The 15,205-nt window shown below is 63.7% G+C and carries 16 protein-coding genes; 10 read left to right on the forward strand and 6 right to left on the reverse strand.

Features of this window, described 5'->3' with window-relative positions; genetic code table 11:
- The first annotated feature begins 35 nt into the window (after positions 1-35).
- Complete coding sequence (locus AKG11_RS09815; RefSeq protein ID WP_050743751.1) at positions 36-1,409, forward strand: GH1 family beta-glucosidase; 1,374 nt, start codon at positions 36-38, stop codon at positions 1,407-1,409.
- Positions 1,410-1,496: 87 nt separating this feature from the next.
- Positions 1,497-3,692, forward strand: a complete 2,196-nt coding sequence (locus AKG11_RS09820) for a putative bifunctional diguanylate cyclase/phosphodiesterase (RefSeq protein ID WP_050743752.1) — start codon at positions 1,497-1,499, stop codon at positions 3,690-3,692.
- Here the strand turns inward: AKG11_RS09820 and AKG11_RS09825 are convergent, their stop codons facing one another.
- Both AKG11_RS09825 and AKG11_RS09830 read right to left on the reverse strand, forming a co-directional pair.
- Positions 3,693-4,631, reverse strand: coding sequence for an oxygen-dependent tRNA uridine(34) hydroxylase TrhO (locus tag AKG11_RS09825; protein ID WP_050743821.1), 939 nt, complete (start codon positions 4,629-4,631; stop codon positions 3,693-3,695).
- A 49-nt stretch (positions 4,632-4,680) separates the two neighbouring features.
- Positions 4,681-5,166, reverse strand: coding sequence for a CYTH domain-containing protein (locus AKG11_RS09830; RefSeq protein ID WP_023512018.1), 486 nt, complete (start codon positions 5,164-5,166; stop codon positions 4,681-4,683).
- A 153-nt stretch (positions 5,167-5,319) separates the two neighbouring features.
- Between AKG11_RS09830 and AKG11_RS09835 the strand changes: the two genes are divergently transcribed.
- The 4 genes from AKG11_RS09835 (at position 5,320) to AKG11_RS09850 (ending at position 7,779) form a co-directional block, all read left to right on the forward strand.
- Positions 5,320-5,958 (forward strand): 2-dehydro-3-deoxy-phosphogluconate aldolase, encoded by a 639-nt coding sequence (locus AKG11_RS09835; protein ID WP_023512019.1) that lies wholly within the window; start codon positions 5,320-5,322, stop codon positions 5,956-5,958.
- Positions 5,959-6,092: 134 nt separating this feature from the next.
- A complete protein-coding gene (locus AKG11_RS09840) occupies positions 6,093-6,785 on the forward strand; it encodes a tellurite resistance TerB family protein (protein ID WP_023512020.1) in 693 nt (230 codons plus the stop codon).
- A gap of 98 nt (positions 6,786-6,883) precedes the next feature.
- Entirely contained in the window at positions 6,884-7,564 is a 681-nt protein-coding gene (locus AKG11_RS09845) for a GNAT family N-acetyltransferase (RefSeq protein WP_050743753.1), read from the forward strand.
- The gene (locus AKG11_RS09850) at positions 7,561-7,779 is read left to right on the forward strand and encodes a hypothetical protein (RefSeq protein WP_050743754.1); all 219 of its coding nucleotides are present in this window, start codon (positions 7,561-7,563) and stop codon (positions 7,777-7,779) included. The genes AKG11_RS09845 and AKG11_RS09850 overlap by 4 nt, the downstream gene beginning before the upstream one ends.
- Before the next feature lie 111 nt (positions 7,780-7,890).
- On the opposite strand, the gene AKG11_RS09855 is transcribed toward AKG11_RS09850, so the two are convergent.
- From AKG11_RS09855 to AKG11_RS09865, 3 genes are all read right to left on the reverse strand, one after another.
- Positions 7,891-8,898, reverse strand: a complete 1,008-nt coding sequence (locus AKG11_RS09855) for a nickel/cobalt transporter (RefSeq protein ID WP_050743755.1) — start codon at positions 8,896-8,898, stop codon at positions 7,891-7,893.
- Positions 8,892-9,533, reverse strand: coding sequence for a DUF1007 family protein (locus tag AKG11_RS09860; protein ID WP_023512024.1), 642 nt, complete (start codon positions 9,531-9,533; stop codon positions 8,892-8,894). Before AKG11_RS09860 ends, AKG11_RS09855 begins: the two co-directional genes overlap by 7 nt.
- 86 nt (positions 9,534-9,619) lie before the next feature.
- Positions 9,620-10,525 carry a LysR family transcriptional regulator gene (locus tag AKG11_RS09865; protein WP_024270902.1) on the reverse strand — a complete coding sequence of 302 codons (906 nt, stop codon included), beginning with the start codon at positions 10,523-10,525 and terminating at the stop codon, positions 9,620-9,622.
- 559 nt (positions 10,526-11,084) lie between these two features.
- On the opposite strand from AKG11_RS09865, the gene odc2 reads away from it, so the two are divergent.
- From odc2 to AKG11_RS09880, 3 genes are all read left to right on the forward strand, one after another.
- On the forward strand, positions 11,085-12,218 hold the full coding sequence (gene odc2 / locus AKG11_RS09870; RefSeq protein ID WP_050743756.1) for an ornithine/lysine decarboxylase: 1,134 nt from the start codon (positions 11,085-11,087) through the stop codon (positions 12,216-12,218).
- Positions 12,219-12,309: 91 nt separating this feature from the next.
- The gene (locus AKG11_RS09875) at positions 12,310-12,900 is read left to right on the forward strand and encodes a GNAT family N-acetyltransferase (protein ID WP_023517129.1); all 591 of its coding nucleotides are present in this window, start codon (positions 12,310-12,312) and stop codon (positions 12,898-12,900) included.
- 200 nt (positions 12,901-13,100) lie between these two features.
- Positions 13,101-13,787 (forward strand): OmpW/AlkL family protein, encoded by a 687-nt coding sequence (locus AKG11_RS09880; protein ID WP_050743757.1) that lies wholly within the window; start codon positions 13,101-13,103, stop codon positions 13,785-13,787.
- 42 nt (positions 13,788-13,829) lie between these two features.
- On the opposite strand, the gene AKG11_RS09885 is transcribed toward AKG11_RS09880, so the two are convergent.
- On the reverse strand, positions 13,830-14,462 hold the full coding sequence (locus tag AKG11_RS09885; RefSeq protein WP_050743758.1) for a LysE family translocator: 633 nt from the start codon (positions 14,460-14,462) through the stop codon (positions 13,830-13,832).
- 249 nt (positions 14,463-14,711) lie between these two features.
- Between AKG11_RS09885 and AKG11_RS09890 the strand changes: the two genes are divergently transcribed.
- Positions 14,712-15,158 carry a glyoxalase superfamily protein gene (locus AKG11_RS09890; protein WP_050743759.1) on the forward strand — a complete coding sequence of 149 codons (447 nt, stop codon included), beginning with the start codon at positions 14,712-14,714 and terminating at the stop codon, positions 15,156-15,158.
- Positions 15,159-15,205: the final 47 nt, after the last annotated feature.

Here is a 15,205-nt window from a genome sequence, read left to right on the forward strand (position 1 = left end):
CAATGACAAGCGTTTGCCGCGCACGAAAGACGACAATGAACGATCCCAAGATCCTTGCCGACCGCTTTCCCGGCGATTTCGTGTTCGGCGTGGCGACGGCGGCCTTCCAGATCGAGGGCGCTACGAAGCTGGATGGTCGCAAGCCCTCTATCTGGGATGCGTTTGCCAACATGCCGGGCCGTGTCTATGGTCGGCACAATGGCGATGTGGCCTGCGATCACTACAACCGGTTGGAAGAGGACCTCGATCTCATCCAGTCGCTCGGCGTGTCGGCCTACCGGTTCTCCATCGCCTGGCCGCGCGTCATCCCCGAAGGCACGGGGCCGGTGAACGAGAAGGGGCTGGATTTCTACGATCGCCTCGTGGATGGCCTGAAGGCACGTGGCATCAAGGCCTTTGCGACGCTTTATCACTGGGACCTGCCGTTGATGCTGGCCGGCGATGGCGGCTGGACGGCGCGGCAGACGGCCTATGCCTACCAGCGTTATGCGAAGACCGTGATCGCCCGGCTGGGCGACCGGCTGGATGCGGTCGCGACCTTCAATGAGCCCTGGTGTTCCGTCTGGCTAAGCCATCTCTACGGCATTCACGCACCGGGTGAGCGCAACATGGACGCCGCGCTGCACGCCCTGCACTTTACCAACCTGGCGCATGGCCTCGGTGTTGCGGCGATCCGCGCGGAGCGCCCGCAGCTTGCCACCGGTCTCGTTCTCAATGCGCATTCCATCTATGCCGGTAGCGCCGGGGAAGCCGACCTGGCGGCGGCCACGCGCGCTTTCGATTTTCACAACGGCGTCTTCTTCGGGCCGGTCTTCAAGGGTGAATACCCCGAAAGCTTCCTCTCGGCGCTCGGCGATCGCATGCCGGTGATCGAGCCGGGCGACATGGAGACGATCAGCCAGCCGCTCGACTGGTGGGGGCTCAATTATTATACGCCGATGCGGGTTGCGCACGATGTGTCGGAAGGGGCGGAATTCCCTGCGACCGTGCCGGCACCGCCGGTTACCGATATCAGGACGGATATAGGCTGGGAGGTGTTTGCGTCGGCGCTCGGGGATCTCATCCGCAAGCTCAATGCGGATTATGCGCTGCCCGCCTGTTACATCACGGAAAACGGCGCCTGTTACAATATGGAGGTCGAAAACGGTGCGGTCGACGACCAGCCGCGCCTCGACTACATCGCCGAACATCTCGGCGTTACGGCAGATCTCATCCGTGAAGGCTATCCGATGCGCGGCTATTTTGCCTGGAGCCTCATGGACAATTTCGAATGGGCCGAAGGGTACCGGATGCGCTTCGGCATCGTGCATGTCGACTATGGCACGCAGGTCCGCACGGTCAAGAAAAGCGGCAAGTGGTATGCCGAACTTGCCGGGGCCTTTCCCAAGGGCAATCATCGGGCCGCCTAGCGGCCCGCACTCCCTTGTATTGTCGTGCCGGCCGTAAAGGATTCATAACGGTTCTGCCGCATCATTTCCGCTTGGTTGGAGAAGACGATGCTGCGGCTAGCGCGCCACCTTTCTGGCATGATCGGCGCCCGACGGCTTGCAGTCGTACTGGGCGTTCTGGCCTCCTTTGCCGTCGTCGTCAGCCTTGCGACCGTGCTCGTCATGATGGCGCTCGGCTTCCTTGCGAACCGGGCGAACGAGCTCGATGCCGAGCGCACGCGCCAGACGGTGTTTGGCGCGCTCTCCTCCATGCGCAGTTCCATGGTCACCACCGTGCGCGACTATGCCGTCTGGGACGACGCGGTGCAGGCCACCTACGGCACGCCCGATATGCCGTGGCTGGTTGCCAATATGGGGGTTGCCACGGAAGGCGGGCCGCTCTTCGACACGGTCTTTCTGATCGATGAAGCGGGCAAGACGATGCTTGCCTATCGCAATGGTGCGCCTGTCGAGGCCGATGCACGCGCCTATGGCGGCCCGACCTTCACGGACATGCACCGCAAGATCCTTGAGGCCGGGCTCGATCCGGGCGAAGAGTTGGGGGCCTTCCTGCAAACGCCGGACGGGCCGGCGGTCGGCGCCATTTCCGCGATCCGGCCGATGTCCGATGCGGTCAAGACACCCTCGGAGGCCCTGCGCACGCTCTTCATCATCCGGCACCTGACACCGGCCCGCATTGCCCGCATCGCCGACAACTTCCTGATCTCGGGCCTGATGCTGACCGAGGCCGCCCCGCCGGCAGGCCTCGCCGTTCCGCTGAACGATCCGGGCGGCAGGGCCATCGGTTTTCTTTCCTGGACACCGGATGCGCCGGGTGACCAGAGCTATGCGCAAGTGCGTCCCCTGGTGCTGCTGGCGCTGGCCGGTGTCGTCTTCTTTTTCGTGCTTCTCGTTTTGACCGGCGCGGCCTTTACGATCCGTCTCAAGGCGGACGAGAACACGGCCCGGACCCAGGCTCTCACCGACAGGCTGAGCGGGCTCCGGAACCGCACCGGCCTCTATCTCGGCCTTGACGAGCTGAATGCCCGTGCGACGGAGGAGGAGGGCGACGTCGTGATGCTCTATCTCGACCTCGACGGTTTCAAGGATGTCAACGATTTCTATGGCCATGCGGTCGGCGACCGGTTGATCCGCGGTGTTTCGGCCGGGCTCTCGCGTCTCGTTCCGGCCAAGGCCATGCTGGCCCGCATCGGCGGCGATGAATTCGCCATCGTTTTCATCGACGGGCCCGATGGGCCGGAGGCTGAGCGTCTCACCCGGTCCATTCTGGATTTCTTCTCCGAACCTCTCGCAATCGGCGAGCGCGTTGCCGTGGTCGGTGCCAGCATCGGCCTTGCTGTCTCGCGCCGGGGCGGCGTCGGCGGCGAGGAGCTTCTGCGGCGGGCGGATGTCGCCATGTACCGCGCCAAGCATGCCGGCCGCGGCCGCGCCATGCACTATGAAACGCTGATGGACGACGACCGTGACGAGCGGCGGGAGATGGAGGAGGCCTTGCGGTCCGCCGTTGCGCGCGGTGAGATCGACGTCGTGTTCCAGCCGATCGTCGCCGCGCGGAGCCGGACCATCTGCGGCGTCGAGGCGCTTGCCCGCTGGTCGCGCGGCGGAACGAAGCCCGTGCCGCCGGACGTCTTCATCCCCTTGGCGGAATCGACCGGCATCATCGATGCGCTCGGGCCGCTTGTCCTGAAGCGGGCCTGCGAGGCGGCACGCAACTGGCCGGAGGTGGGCGTCTCGATCAACGTGTCGCCGGCGCAGTTCCGCAATCCCTATTTCCCGGACCGGGCGCTGAGCATCATCGCGGAGGCGGGCATTGCGCCGTCCCGTGTGACGCTGGAAATCACCGAGGGCTATTTCATCCAGAACCCGGGCCGGGCGAAACTCGTCATGGACCGGCTGAAGGCCGGTGGCGTGCGTATCGCGCTCGATGATTTCGGCGCCGGCTTTTCCAGCATCGGCTATCTCATCCGCTTCGGTTTCGACCGCATGAAGATCGACCGCTCGCTCACGATCGCCGGCGAGCAGTCGCCGAAGGGCGGCGCAATGCTGCAGGCGACGGTGGCACTCGCCACATCCTTCGACATGCCGGTGACGGCCGAGGGGGTGGAGACGGCGGAACAGGCCGCCTTCCTCCACCTGTGCGGCTGCGACCAGCTGCAGGGCTATTTCTTCGGCAGGCCAATGAGCGAGGCGGCGATCAGCGATCTGCTCGCTCCGCCGGCCGATATCGAGGCTGCGGCCGGCTGATTATTTTCCGAGGTGGCGTTCGCCGCGTTTCTTCGCAAGGTCCATCTGCAACTGGCGCTGACGGAAGCGCAGGCGATCGTCCTCGCTGCGTGCTGCGTGGCAGTGCGGACAGGAGACGCCGGCCTCGTAAAGCGGCGAAGTGATCTCTTCTGCCGTCAGCGGGTGACGGCAGGCGCGGCAGAGCCTGTGCTCGCCCTCTTCCAGGCCATGCAATACGGAGACGCGCTCGTCGAAGACGAAACACGCACCCTCCCAGAGACTTTCTTCTGCGGGCACTTCCTCGAGATATTTCAGGATGCCACCTTTCAGATGGTAGACCTCGTCGAACCCCTGTTCCTTCATGAAGGCGGTCGCCTTCTCGCAGCGGATGCCGCCGGTGCAGTACATGGCGATCTTCGGCTTGTTGTGCAGGCCGGTATTCTCCCGCACCCAGTCCGGAAACTCGCGGAAGGTCTTGGTGTTCGGATCCACGGCGCCCTTGAACATACCGATCGCGGTCTCGTAGTCGTTGCGCGTGTCGATGACGATCGTCTCCGGGTCGGAGATCAGCGCATTCCAGTCCTCGGGCGCCACATAGGTGCCGACGGAACGCGTGGGGTCGATGTCCTCGACGCCCATCGTGACGATCTCCTTCTTCAGCCGCACCTTCATGCGCAGGAAGGGCATCTCGGCCGCGTGGCTTTCCTTGTGTTCCAGTGCGGCGAATTCCGGCTGGTTGCGCAGGAAGGCGAGCACACGGCGGAGGCCATCGGCCGGGCCGGCGATCGTGCCGTTGATGCCCTCATGGGCGAGCAGCAGCGTCCCGCGCACGCCGTATTCCTCGCAAAGCGCCTGCAGGGGGGCGCGCAGTTCGGCAAAGCGCGGAACCGCGACGAAATGATAGAGCGCGGCGACAAGAAAGCCGCTGGCCGGGACGGGCGAAGAAATCTCGTGGGTCATGGCCGCCACATACAACCTCGCCGCTTTTCAGGCAATGCGGCGTAGCGGCTCAGGCGAGCTGATGCAGCCGCGCGCCGTCGCTGATGCCGAGCGCCATGGACTGGTTGGAATACTGGCTTTCGCCCGTCACTTCCCGGCCCACCCAGTTGGGCAGCTCTGGATCGTCGTGGATCGAGGCAAGCTCTACCTCGGCGATGACAAGCCCGCGATGGGCGCCCTCATAGACATCGACTTCCCAGACGTGGCCCTCGTGCGGCACCTTGTAGCGGACTTTCTGGATGACGTTGCCGATGGCATGGCGCAGCATGTCCTCAGCCTCGTCGCGGTCGATTTCGAACTCGTATTCATCGCGTACGAGCGCGGTGTGTCCGACCTTGAGGGTAATGCGTGACTGCCCGTTGCCGTAGATGCGGACCCGTAGAGACCGGTCGTCCTGGGCGACGATATAGGCCTGCCGTATGGCGATGCCTTCGTCTGCGAAGGTACGCCACCGCTGCCCCGATACCAGGAACTTCCGCTCGATCTCTTTCGCCATAGGCTCGCTTTCGCAGTTGGAGATGGGCTTGGGCGAGGGGAACACTACACGATAAGTCTGTCATGACAAGAGAAGCCTTCATGCTTTAGGCTCGACACGACGTCGCAGACGCGCTATTCGGGTCAAAATTCAATCGTTTTAAAAGGTCGTGCCATGAGCGAGAAGAACGCCAAGCTCCTTTCCGTCCTGAAGCTGCAGCCGGTGGTGCCGGTGCTGGTCATCGAGGACCTCTCGACTGCCGTTCCGCTGGCGCGCGCGCTGGTGGCGGGCGGCCTCAAGGCCATCGAAATCACGCTGCGCACGCCCGCCGCGCTGGAGGCGATCCGCGCGGTCGCCAACGAGGTTGAAGGTGCCGTTGCCGGTGCCGGCACGATCCTCAATGCTGCGCAGTTCGAGGCGGCGGTCGAGGCCGGCTCGCAGTTCATCGTCAGCCCCGGCACGACGCAGGAGCTGATCGACGCGGCCGCCGACAGCGACATCCCCCTGCTGCCGGGTGCCGCCACGGCCAGCGAGGTCATGGGTCTTCGCGAAGAGGGCTATCAGGTTCTGAAGTTCTTCCCGGCCGAGCAGGCGGGCGGAGCCGCTTACCTGAAATCGCTGTCCTCGCCGCTCGCCGGCACGCTGTTCTGCCCGACGGGTGGCATTTCGCTCGCGAATGCCCGCGACTACCTCTCGCTGCCGAATGTCGTCTGCGTCGGCGGCTCCTGGGTGGCACCGAAGGACCTCGTTGCCAAGGGTGACTGGGCGGGCATCACCAAGCTCGCCGCGGAAGCGGCGGCGCTGAAGGGCTGAGGCAGGTTCAGCGGTTTTGCAGACGGGCGGCCCTTGGTCGCCCGTTATGCATTTGTAATTCAGGGCGTGCATTCCTATCTTGCCTTGCTGTCGGCCCTTGCGAAGCAAGAGAACAAGTGAAACGGAGACCGCCCATGTTTGACGCCAAGAAGTTGCTTGACCAGTTCCTCGGTTCGCAGGTGCCTGGTGCCGGCGGATCCGTGCGCGACCGCGCGGGCCAGGTGACGCAGCTCGCCAAGGACAATCCACTTGCCTCGATCGCCATCGCCGGCGTTCTTCTCGGTACGGGCACCGGACGCCAGGTGGCCGGCTCCGCGCTGAAGATCGGTAGCCTTGCCGCCATCGCCGGCCTCGGCTACCAGGCCTACAAGAACTACAAGGCCGGCCAGAACCCGGTCGAGACGACGCAGGGCGGAACGCCAGAGCTCTTGCCGCCGCCGACCGATTCCGGCTTCCATCCTGAAGCCGTCAGCACGGATTTCGCCCTCATCCTCGTGCGCGCCATGATCGCCGCCTCGCGTGCCGATGGCCATATCGACGAGGCCGAGCGCGCCCGCATCATGGACAAGCTGAAGGTTTCCGGCCTCGGTGCGGATGCCACGCAGTTCCTCGAAGAGGAGCTGGCCAACCCGGTCGATCTCGACGCGATCATCGCTGCTGCGACGACCGAAGAGCAGCGCGTCGAACTCTACACAGCCTCGCGCCTCGCCATCGAGCCGAAGTCGCGCGCCGAACGCGGCTATCTCGACCTGCTCGCCGGCCGCCTCGGCCTTGCCGATGCGCTGGTCGACCACATCGAGGCGACGGTTTCCGCCGCCACCGTCTGAGGATTTGGGGGAGCGGCGGAACGCCGCTCCCCGCTTTCAACATTGCGCGCGCCCGCGCGCTGCTCTATCCCTTCGGCAAGGACCGAAGGAGGATTTTCATGCGCGACCTCAAGGATTGGAAAGGCTGCCCGCCGCCGGCGCCCGTCACCCTCGAAGGCCGTACCGTGCGCCTTGAGCCCTACCAGCGGGAAAAACACCTAAAGGCCCTCTGGGAGGCCTTCGGTGGCATGCAGATCAACCCGCTGCTGCGCTATTTCACGCAGGCCGATTTCGCCAGCATCGAGGATTTTGATTCCTGGTCGGAAGCGGTCATCACGTCCGGCTGGGTGCGCGAGGTGATCATCGACAAGGCGGCCGGCAAGGTTGTCGGGATGGCGCATTACATGCGGCCCGACCCGGCAAACGGCGTCGTTGAGATTGGCGGCATCGCCCATGGTGGCGGCATGTCCCGCTCGCCGCTCTCGACCGAGGCGCAATACCTGCTTGCCAAGCACGCTTTCGAGGGTCTCGGTTATCGCCGCTACGAATGGAAATGCCACAACGGCAACGAGGCCAGCAAGCGCACCGCCGCCCGCCTCGGCTTCACCTTCGAGGGCGTCTTCCGCCAGCATATGCTGTCCAAGGGCGAGAACCGCGATACCGCATGGTTCTCGATCATCGACGGGGAGTGGCCACTCCTTGCCAAGGCTTTCGACGCCTGGCTCTCACCTGACAATTTCGGTGCCGACGGCCAGCAGAAACGTCGCCTGGAAGACATCCGCGCGGAGATTGCAGCATGACCGAAGCACCGGAACGCAAGGGCAAGTCGCCGGCGCTGGCAGCGCTCTTCATTCTGCTCGGCACGGGCGCGGTGTTCTATTTCCTGCCGCGGGTGATGATCGCGCTTGGCGATGTCTCGCCGTGGCTGGCGGGCGTCTTCGGCGCGCTGCTCGTGCTCGGCTTTTTCCTGCTCTTCTGGCTCCGGGCGCGCTATCAGCGCAGCCGCGGCGACTAGAGCGTTTCCGTTTTTCTCTGAATCGCGAAAACACTCGATCTCTTTGTTTTAACGCTTTTCCGGACGGAAAACCGCTTCGCACTTTCCTGCAAATGATCGAGGGCGCTGTTATCAGCCCTGCAGTGCAGCGCCGAGCAGGAGCAATCCAAGGACCATGACCAGCGCTGCGCCACCGATCTCGATGGCGCTACCCACGCGGGCGGCGGCCGAACCGTTGCCGGCGAAACGAATGGCCGCGCCTTTGGCCGTGACGGCGAGCGTGGCGAGGGTGGAGACGGTGATCGCCGTGCCGATCGACATGGCGAAGACGGCGAGCAGGCCGCCGAGATAGAGGCCGTTCAGAAGCGAGAAGCTGAGCACGATCAGCGCACCCGAGCAGGGCCTGAGACCGACGGCGACGATGGCCGACCAGGCCTCGCGCAGTGCAAAGCGCTCACCCTTCAGGAGCGAGGGATCCGGTGCATGGGCATGGCCGCAGGTCGAGCAGGTCTCCCCGGCATGGTGGTGATGATGCGCATGGTCGCGATGGTCGTGATCGTGTACCTCGACCGCCTGCGCGCCAAGCGCCGAGGCCCGTCGTTCCGCCGGTCGCAGCTTGCGGAAGAGCAGCCAGGCACCGAAAAGGGCGATGAGGGCGTAGCTGCCGATTTCGAGTGCGCGGGTGGCATCGGTCATTGAGACCGTGGTGCCGCGCAGGAAGAGATAAGCCGCGCCGACGAGCAGGATCGCGACGATGCCCTGCAGGATCGAGGAGAGGAAGGAGAGAGCAACGCCGCGCTTCAGCTCCACCTCGTTTGCCAGCATGTAGGAGGAGATGACGGCCTTGCCGTGGCCAGGGCCGGCGGCATGGAAGACGCCATAGGCGAAGGAGAGGCCGACCAGCGTGGACGCTGCCCAGGGATTTCCGCGCATCTCCTTCAACGCGCCGGTCATGGCGCGGTAGAAGCCCTGCTGCTGGGCGTTGATCCAGCCGAACAGGCTGCCGAAGGTGCCGGTCGTGTTGAAACCCGGCTCCGCCGAGCCGATGCCGAGCGGCGACTGTGCGTGGGCAAGACCGGCAGCGGTCGCGATCGCGACTGTCAGCGTGAGAAGGGCAAGAGCCCGGCCGCGGGTCAGCATGTCAGCTCCAGACGGGTGGCGAAGAGTTTCGACATGTCGGTGCCCGCGGGGTCGTTGAAGAAGGCTTCCGTCAGGCTGTCCTGGTTCTGGGCGAGTACCTCGTCCGCATCCGGCCGCACGACCGCCCGCTTGCAGGCAGTGAACTTGTCGCCGACGGCGATGAGGTCGTCGTCCGAGGCGAAGTCCATGGCAGCGTACATGGTGGGGTCATAGACGCCGAAGGTGAGCTTGCCCTTGAGGGGCATGGCTTCGCCTGGCTTGACGGTGAAGAACATCAGGAGCTGCCCGTCCTTGTAATCGACGTTGATCGCGTCGGGCTTGGCGATCTTGATGGATTTCCCATCCTCGGTGATCGTCGTGTAGTAGCTGAACTCTTCCAGCGACTCGAGAACAGTCTGGCCGACTTCCGCCAGTTCGTCCGGATCGAGCGCGGCATTGCTGTTCTTGTCGAAATCCATCACGACGCTGGCCGAGAACATTTCGTCGAAACGCCAGACATTGCGCAGTTCGCTGACCGTGCCGTCTTCGCCGGCCACCACTTCAAGCCGCGCTTCCGCGAAGATATGCGGATGGGCAAAGGCCGCAGCCGGGGCAAGGAAGGCTGCTCCGGCAACGAGGAGGGGGAGGAATCGCATGGGGTATATCCTCTCGCGGCAGCGTTCAGAATCGACCGGCTGAATGTAACGCAAATGGGTCGGAATTGGGACCTCGCCGCGGCACCTTATGCTTCGATGCCGGGATTGCGGCGGAACCAGCCGTGCAGGAAGTCGACGAAGGTGCGCACCTTCGCGGGCAGGTAGCGGCGGTGCGGATAGATCGCGTAGATGCCGCGGTCTGTCGGTAGGTAATCCTCCAGGATCGAAACGATCTTGCCGCTGTCGAGGCAATGGCGGGCGATGAAGGCCGGCACCTGTGCGACGCCGAGGCCACTCGCCGCCGCGCGCACGGCTGCCGTCGGGCTGTTCACCTCGATATGGCCGCCGACAGGCACGGAAAAGCCCGCGCCCTTCTCGTCGATGAAGCGCCAGTTGCTGTGCGACTTGCCGTTGGTGTCGATGATGCAGGGCAGGCGGGCAAGGTCGCTTGGGTGGTTGATCGGGCCGACCCGCTCCAGGAACTCCGCGCTGACGCAGATCTTCAGGTAGAAATCGCCGAGTTTGCGCGCGATGAGGGCCGAGTCTTCCAGGCGCGTAATGCGGACGGCCACGTCGAAACCTTCTTCAACGAGGTCGACGAAGCGGTCGTCCGAGACGATTTCCAGCGAGAGTTCCGGGTGCTCCTTGCCGAAATCGATGATTGACTGGCCGATGTCGGCGTCGACGAAGGTACGTGGCGCGGAAACCTTCAGCTTGCCGCGCAGGTCGGTGTTCTTCTCGCGCACGAGATCGGCAAGATTGTCGATCTCCTTCAGGATATCGGAGGCGGTGCGGTAGTAGGTGTGGCCGGCCTCGGTCATAGAGAACTGGCGCGTGGTGCGGTTGAGGAGCAGCGTGCCCAATTCGTCCTCCAGCTCGCGCACATATTTCGACAGCAGCGCCTTGGACCGGCCGGTCTTGCGGGAGGCGGCGGAAAAGCCCTCGGCGTCCACGACGTCTATGAAGGCCCGGATTCGGGTCAGAGTATCCATGTGTCCCCATGCGGCTGCGGCCGAAACGGTGGCCGGGGCGTAATCACCATTCTGTGAAAACCAGTTCGGCGAATGTCGTGGCTGTCAGAATATTTTCAATAGCGTTCCGCAAAAAACCTCTTGATTACGACAGCGATTCTTCTTATCTCCCGCCTTGCCCAAAGTCGCACGTGCCTGTGGGTGTCCGCCGACCCTCGATTTGGTGAGGAACTCGGTAAGGTACCTGGAACTAACCCCTCCAGTCGTTTCTCCGGCCAACCGGAAGAGCGAGGACATCTTGAAGCAACGACGGTGCGGGCCTTTCTGGTGTCTGCCGGCTTTCCAACAGCCGGGGTTACTGAAGAGGCACACCTTCATTGCCGGACGTGCGGTCGGGTTCTCCCGCCAATCCATGGCAGACAAAGCCGAATTAAAGCCTAGGCGGGCTTTGGTTCACCGTTCGCGCATGATGCGCATGCTTGGTTCCGGGGTCTCCACCGGCTGGTTCCAGAGCGTGCTCGCATCTGCCCTTTGTCCTCTGGGGTTTTCCCGGAGCAACCTGGATATGGGGAATACCGAAATGGCCTCTGCACGTATTATCGACTTCCTGAACACCCGACGTCCCGACGGCCCGTGCCTCGTGGTCGACCTCGATGTCGTGCGTGACAATTTCAAGGCGTTCCGCCACGCGCTGCCCGACAGCTCGATCTACTACGCTGTCAAGGCCAACCCGGCCCCGGAAGTCCTGCGCCTGCTCGCCTCCATGGGCTCCAACTTCGATTGCGCGTCCGTCGCCGAAATCGAAATGGCGCTCGACGCCGGTGCCACCCCGAGCCGCATCTCCTTCGGCAACACGATCAAGAAGGAACGCGACGTCGCCAAGGCGCATGCGCTCGGCGTTTCGCTCTTTGCCGTCGACAGCCATGAGGAAGTCGAGAAGATTTCCCGTGCCGCTCCCGGTGCACGCGTGTTCTGCCGTGTCCTGACGGATGGTGAAGGTGCGGAATGGCCGCTGTCGCGCAAGTTTGGCTGCGTACCGCAGATGGCCGTCGACGTGCTCGTCTATGCCCACCAGAACGGTCTCGTCTCCTATGGCGTATCGTTCCATGTCGGCTCGCAGATGACGAAGGTCGATGCCTGGGATTCGGCGCTTGCCGATGCCAAGCGCGTCTTCGTGCAGCTTGCCAAGCAGGGCATCGAGCTCAAGATGGTCAACATGGGCGGTGGCTTCCCGACGAAGTACCTGCGTGACGTCCCGTCTGCCGAAGCTTATGGCAAGGCGATCTTCGGTGCGCTGAAGAAGCACTTCGGCAACCAGATCCCGGAAACCATCATCGAGCCGGGCCGCGGCATGGTCGGCAATGCGGGTGTCATCAAGGCGGAAGTCGTTCTCGTCTCGAAGAAGTCCGACAACGACAATCACCGCTGGGTCTTCCTCGACATCGGCAAGTTCGGCGGCCTCGCCGAAACGATGGACGAGGCGATCCGCTACCCGATCCGCACCGCGCGCGATACGGACGAGATGGAGCCCTGCGTTCTCGCCGGCCCGACCTGCGATTCGGCCGACGTGATGTACGAGAAGAACATGTATCCGCTGCCGGTCTCGCTTTCGATCGGCGACGAGGTTCTGATCGAAGGCACCGGCGCCTACACGACGACCTACTCGGCCGTCGCCTTCAACGGCTTCGAGCCGCTCAAGGCCTACGTGATCTGACCACCCGGCGCTCCCGTCCCTGCGGGAGCGCCACCCTCACAATTTGTTCTGGATACCGTTTGAATCGGTTTTGAGTGCGGGAGGCCCAGAGATGGCCACTGTTCTTGATTCTGTCCGCGCGTTCTTCGCGCATGCCGCCTTCACCATCGACCAGGAGAATGCCGGCGACGTCGTTGCGCGCGAGCGCCTGCTCGATCGCGTCATGGGCGAAGCCCGGTTCCGCAAGTCGTCGGAAAAGATCCGCCGCGGCCGCATGCCGGCCGAAGGTCTCGCGCTTGTCGCACGGGATCTGGACGGCCACGTCATCGGCACCGTGCGTCTGTGGAATGTCGAGGCCGGGGTCGATTCCGAAGGCAATGCCGTGCCGGCGCTGCTGCTCGGTCCACTTGCCGTCGATTGCGAGCACGAAGGCAAGGGCATCGGCGGTGCGCTGATGCGGGCTGCGATCACCGAGGCGCAGGGCCGTGGTCACGGGGCCGTGCTGCTGGTGGGCGATCCGGAATATTACGAGCGCTTCGGTTTCTTTGCCGATAAGGCACAGCATCTCGTCATGCCTGGTCCGTTCGAGCGTCGCCGCTTTCTCGCGCTGGAGCTGAAGGACGGCTGGCTGGACGGTGCTGCCGGTGTGCTCGTTGCAAGCGGACGTCGGCGGATGGTGGCGGAGCCGCGCAAGGCGGCCTGACATTCGGGCCGGCGACCGGCCGGCCCTCTTCCGTTTGATATCTCCCATTGTTTTAATTGGGCAATTGTCAAGATTGGCGCGAATTTCTCGCCAATCCCTCCTTTCATGTGCCGCTGTTTGATCCATCTCAAAGGAGCATCGTGCCGCCTCGCTTCATAGTCGCCCTCGCAAAGACGAGTCGCGTTTGATGGAGAGACGACATGAAGGGAAATTGGATGGGGCGTGCCGCCCTTGCCGCCGGCCTGGCGCTGCTGGCCGGACAGGCTGCCGCAGCTGACCTTGAGGAGCGCATGGCGCCGCCGGAGGCGACGGTTGATTTCGCAGCGCAGAGCCCCTGGCAGATCCGTGTGCGCGGTCTTGGCGTCATCACGAACGATTCCGGCTTCGTGAACGGTATCCCGGGGTCCGACCTTTCCTATTCGGACACGGTCATCCCGGAACTCGACATCTCCTACTTCTTCACCGACAACGTCGCGGCCGAACTCATTCTCGGCACGACCTATGCGAATGTGCATGCGGATGGTGGGATCAAGGGGCTTGGCAAGGTGGGCAAGGCCTGGCTGCTGCCGCCGACGGTGACCCTGCAGTACCACTTCACCGATTTCGGTGCGTTCAAGCCCTATGTCGGTGCCGGGGTGAACTACAGCCTGTTCTACGAGCAGTCCGGCTCGGGCAAGTTCTCCAATCTCGACATCGAGAACAAGCTCGGCGCGGCCCTGCAGGTCGGTTTCGACTATATGCTGGACGAGCATTGGGGCGTGAACTTCGACGTGAAGAAGATCTTCCTCGAGCCCAAATGGAAAGTTGATCTCGATGGGGCGCCGCTCACCGGCAAGGCGAAGCTCAATCCCTGGCTGGTCGGTGCGGGTGTCACCTATCGGTTCTAGAATGATCGACCTGCTCCGTCCCAGCCGGGCGGAGCAGGCGCATCAGCCCGTCGCGCGACGGTAGAAGGCGAGGGATCCGGCGAGCGCCAAAAGCACGCCGCCGCAGATGCGGTCGAGCCATATGGCGCCGGATGTCTTCAAAAGACGCACGGCCTGCGAGCCGAGTGCCGCATAGCCGAACATGACAAGAAAATCGATTGCCGCGAAGGTGAGGGCGAGCAGTACATATTGCTGCGCCTGCGCAGCCGCGGGATCGATGAACTGCGGCAGGAAAGCCGAGAAGAAGAGATAGCCCTTCGGATTGGTGACGGCGACGAGGAAGCTTTTGGCGAAGATCGCCCTTGAGGAGCCGAGATTTGCCGGCGCTGCATCGAGCGCCCGGCTGAGCGAGCCGGTGGAGCGCAGCATCTGGATGCCGAGGAAGGCGAGATAGGCGGCGCCCAGCCATTTGACGACGGAGAACCAGAATTCGGAGGCGGCGAGCAGCGCGCCGAGACCGAGCGCCACCGCGCCGATCAGAACGAAATCCGACAGCACGGCGCCGACCATGCCGGGCAGGGCGCGCCGGAGGCCGTAGCGCGAACCGTTGGTGAGGGTCAACAGCACCGTCGGGCCAGGCGTGGCGATCCCGATGAAGGCAACGGCGGCGAAGGCAAGCAGGGTGATGAGCGTCATGGTCGGTTCCTCCCGGTGAGATTGCTCCCACGCCAACGGAAATCCTGCAAGGGTCCATACGGGCCTGATTTGACAGGAGGCCGGCGAGGCCTTATGTGCAGGGCTAGGGTGAGAGCCCCTGCCGCCCGCGAGCGCAAGCTTTGGTGAAGTCTCTCTTTCAGAAAAATCGGTCTTCCAGCATCAGGCATGCGAACCGGTGGCAATGCGGGCTCCCTCCGAAACGACGCATGCACCTACTGGAGATCTAACATGCGTCCATCACCGACGCCCCTTCCATCGCTTGACGCCCTGAAAGATCAGGCAAAGCGGCTGCGCGCCCGCTTTTCCGAGGACGACCAGGCGATTTCCCATTCCCGCGCCCTCGAACTCATCGCCGCCCAATACGGTTTTCGCGACTGGAACACGCTGCATGCGGTCGTCGGCAACCGGCCACCGTTCAATCCATGGATGCTGGGCGCTCGCGTGCGCGGCCATTATCTCGGCCAACCCTTCGACGCACAGGTGCTCGGGGTGCAGGCGCTGACCGGCCAGCCCGGCCGCTACCGCATGGTGCTGCATTTCGATGAGCCGGTGGATGTGGTGACCTTCGATAGTTTTTCCGCCTTCCGCCAGCGCGTGCATTGCACCGTGGATGAAACCGGCAGAACCACGGAAAAGACCTCGAACGGCCGGCCGCATCTCGAGCTCGAATGGTGAGGCCTTCTGGCGTTCCGCAAAAGCGCTCCATGCCACCGCTGCGACGG

The sequence above is a fragment of the Shinella sp. SUS2 genome (assembly GCF_001262505.1).
Lineage (GTDB): Bacteria > Pseudomonadota > Alphaproteobacteria > Rhizobiales > Rhizobiaceae > Shinella.

Excerpts from the sequence above, each read along its gene's own strand:
- AKG11_RS09815 (WP_050743751.1), top strand. The coding sequence starts at position 36 with ATGAACGATCCCAAGATCCTTGCCGACCGCTTTCCCGGCGATTTCGTG.
- AKG11_RS09820 (WP_050743752.1), top strand. The coding sequence starts at position 1,497 with ATGCTGCGGCTAGCGCGCCACCTTTCTGGCATGATCGGCGCCCGACGG.
- AKG11_RS09825 (WP_050743821.1), bottom strand. The coding sequence starts at position 4,631 with ATGACCCACGAGATTTCTTCGCCCGTCCCGGCCAGCGGCTTTCTTGTC.
- AKG11_RS09830 (WP_023512018.1), bottom strand. The coding sequence starts at position 5,166 with ATGGCGAAAGAGATCGAGCGGAAGTTCCTGGTATCGGGGCAGCGGTGG.
- AKG11_RS09835 (WP_023512019.1), top strand. The coding sequence starts at position 5,320 with ATGAGCGAGAAGAACGCCAAGCTCCTTTCCGTCCTGAAGCTGCAGCCG.
- AKG11_RS09840 (WP_023512020.1), top strand. The coding sequence starts at position 6,093 with ATGTTTGACGCCAAGAAGTTGCTTGACCAGTTCCTCGGTTCGCAGGTG.
- AKG11_RS09845 (WP_050743753.1), top strand. The coding sequence starts at position 6,884 with ATGCGCGACCTCAAGGATTGGAAAGGCTGCCCGCCGCCGGCGCCCGTC.
- AKG11_RS09850 (WP_050743754.1), top strand. The coding sequence starts at position 7,561 with ATGACCGAAGCACCGGAACGCAAGGGCAAGTCGCCGGCGCTGGCAGCG.
- AKG11_RS09855 (WP_050743755.1), bottom strand. The coding sequence starts at position 8,898 with ATGCTGACCCGCGGCCGGGCTCTTGCCCTTCTCACGCTGACAGTCGCG.
- AKG11_RS09860 (WP_023512024.1), bottom strand. The coding sequence starts at position 9,533 with ATGCGATTCCTCCCCCTCCTCGTTGCCGGAGCAGCCTTCCTTGCCCCG.
- AKG11_RS09865 (WP_024270902.1), bottom strand. The coding sequence starts at position 10,525 with ATGGATACTCTGACCCGAATCCGGGCCTTCATAGACGTCGTGGACGCC.
- odc2 (WP_050743756.1), top strand. The coding sequence starts at position 11,085 with ATGGCCTCTGCACGTATTATCGACTTCCTGAACACCCGACGTCCCGAC.
- AKG11_RS09875 (WP_023517129.1), top strand. The coding sequence starts at position 12,310 with ATGGCCACTGTTCTTGATTCTGTCCGCGCGTTCTTCGCGCATGCCGCC.
- AKG11_RS09880 (WP_050743757.1), top strand. The coding sequence starts at position 13,101 with ATGAAGGGAAATTGGATGGGGCGTGCCGCCCTTGCCGCCGGCCTGGCG.
- AKG11_RS09885 (WP_050743758.1), bottom strand. The coding sequence starts at position 14,462 with ATGACGCTCATCACCCTGCTTGCCTTCGCCGCCGTTGCCTTCATCGGG.
- AKG11_RS09890 (WP_050743759.1), top strand. The coding sequence starts at position 14,712 with ATGCGTCCATCACCGACGCCCCTTCCATCGCTTGACGCCCTGAAAGAT.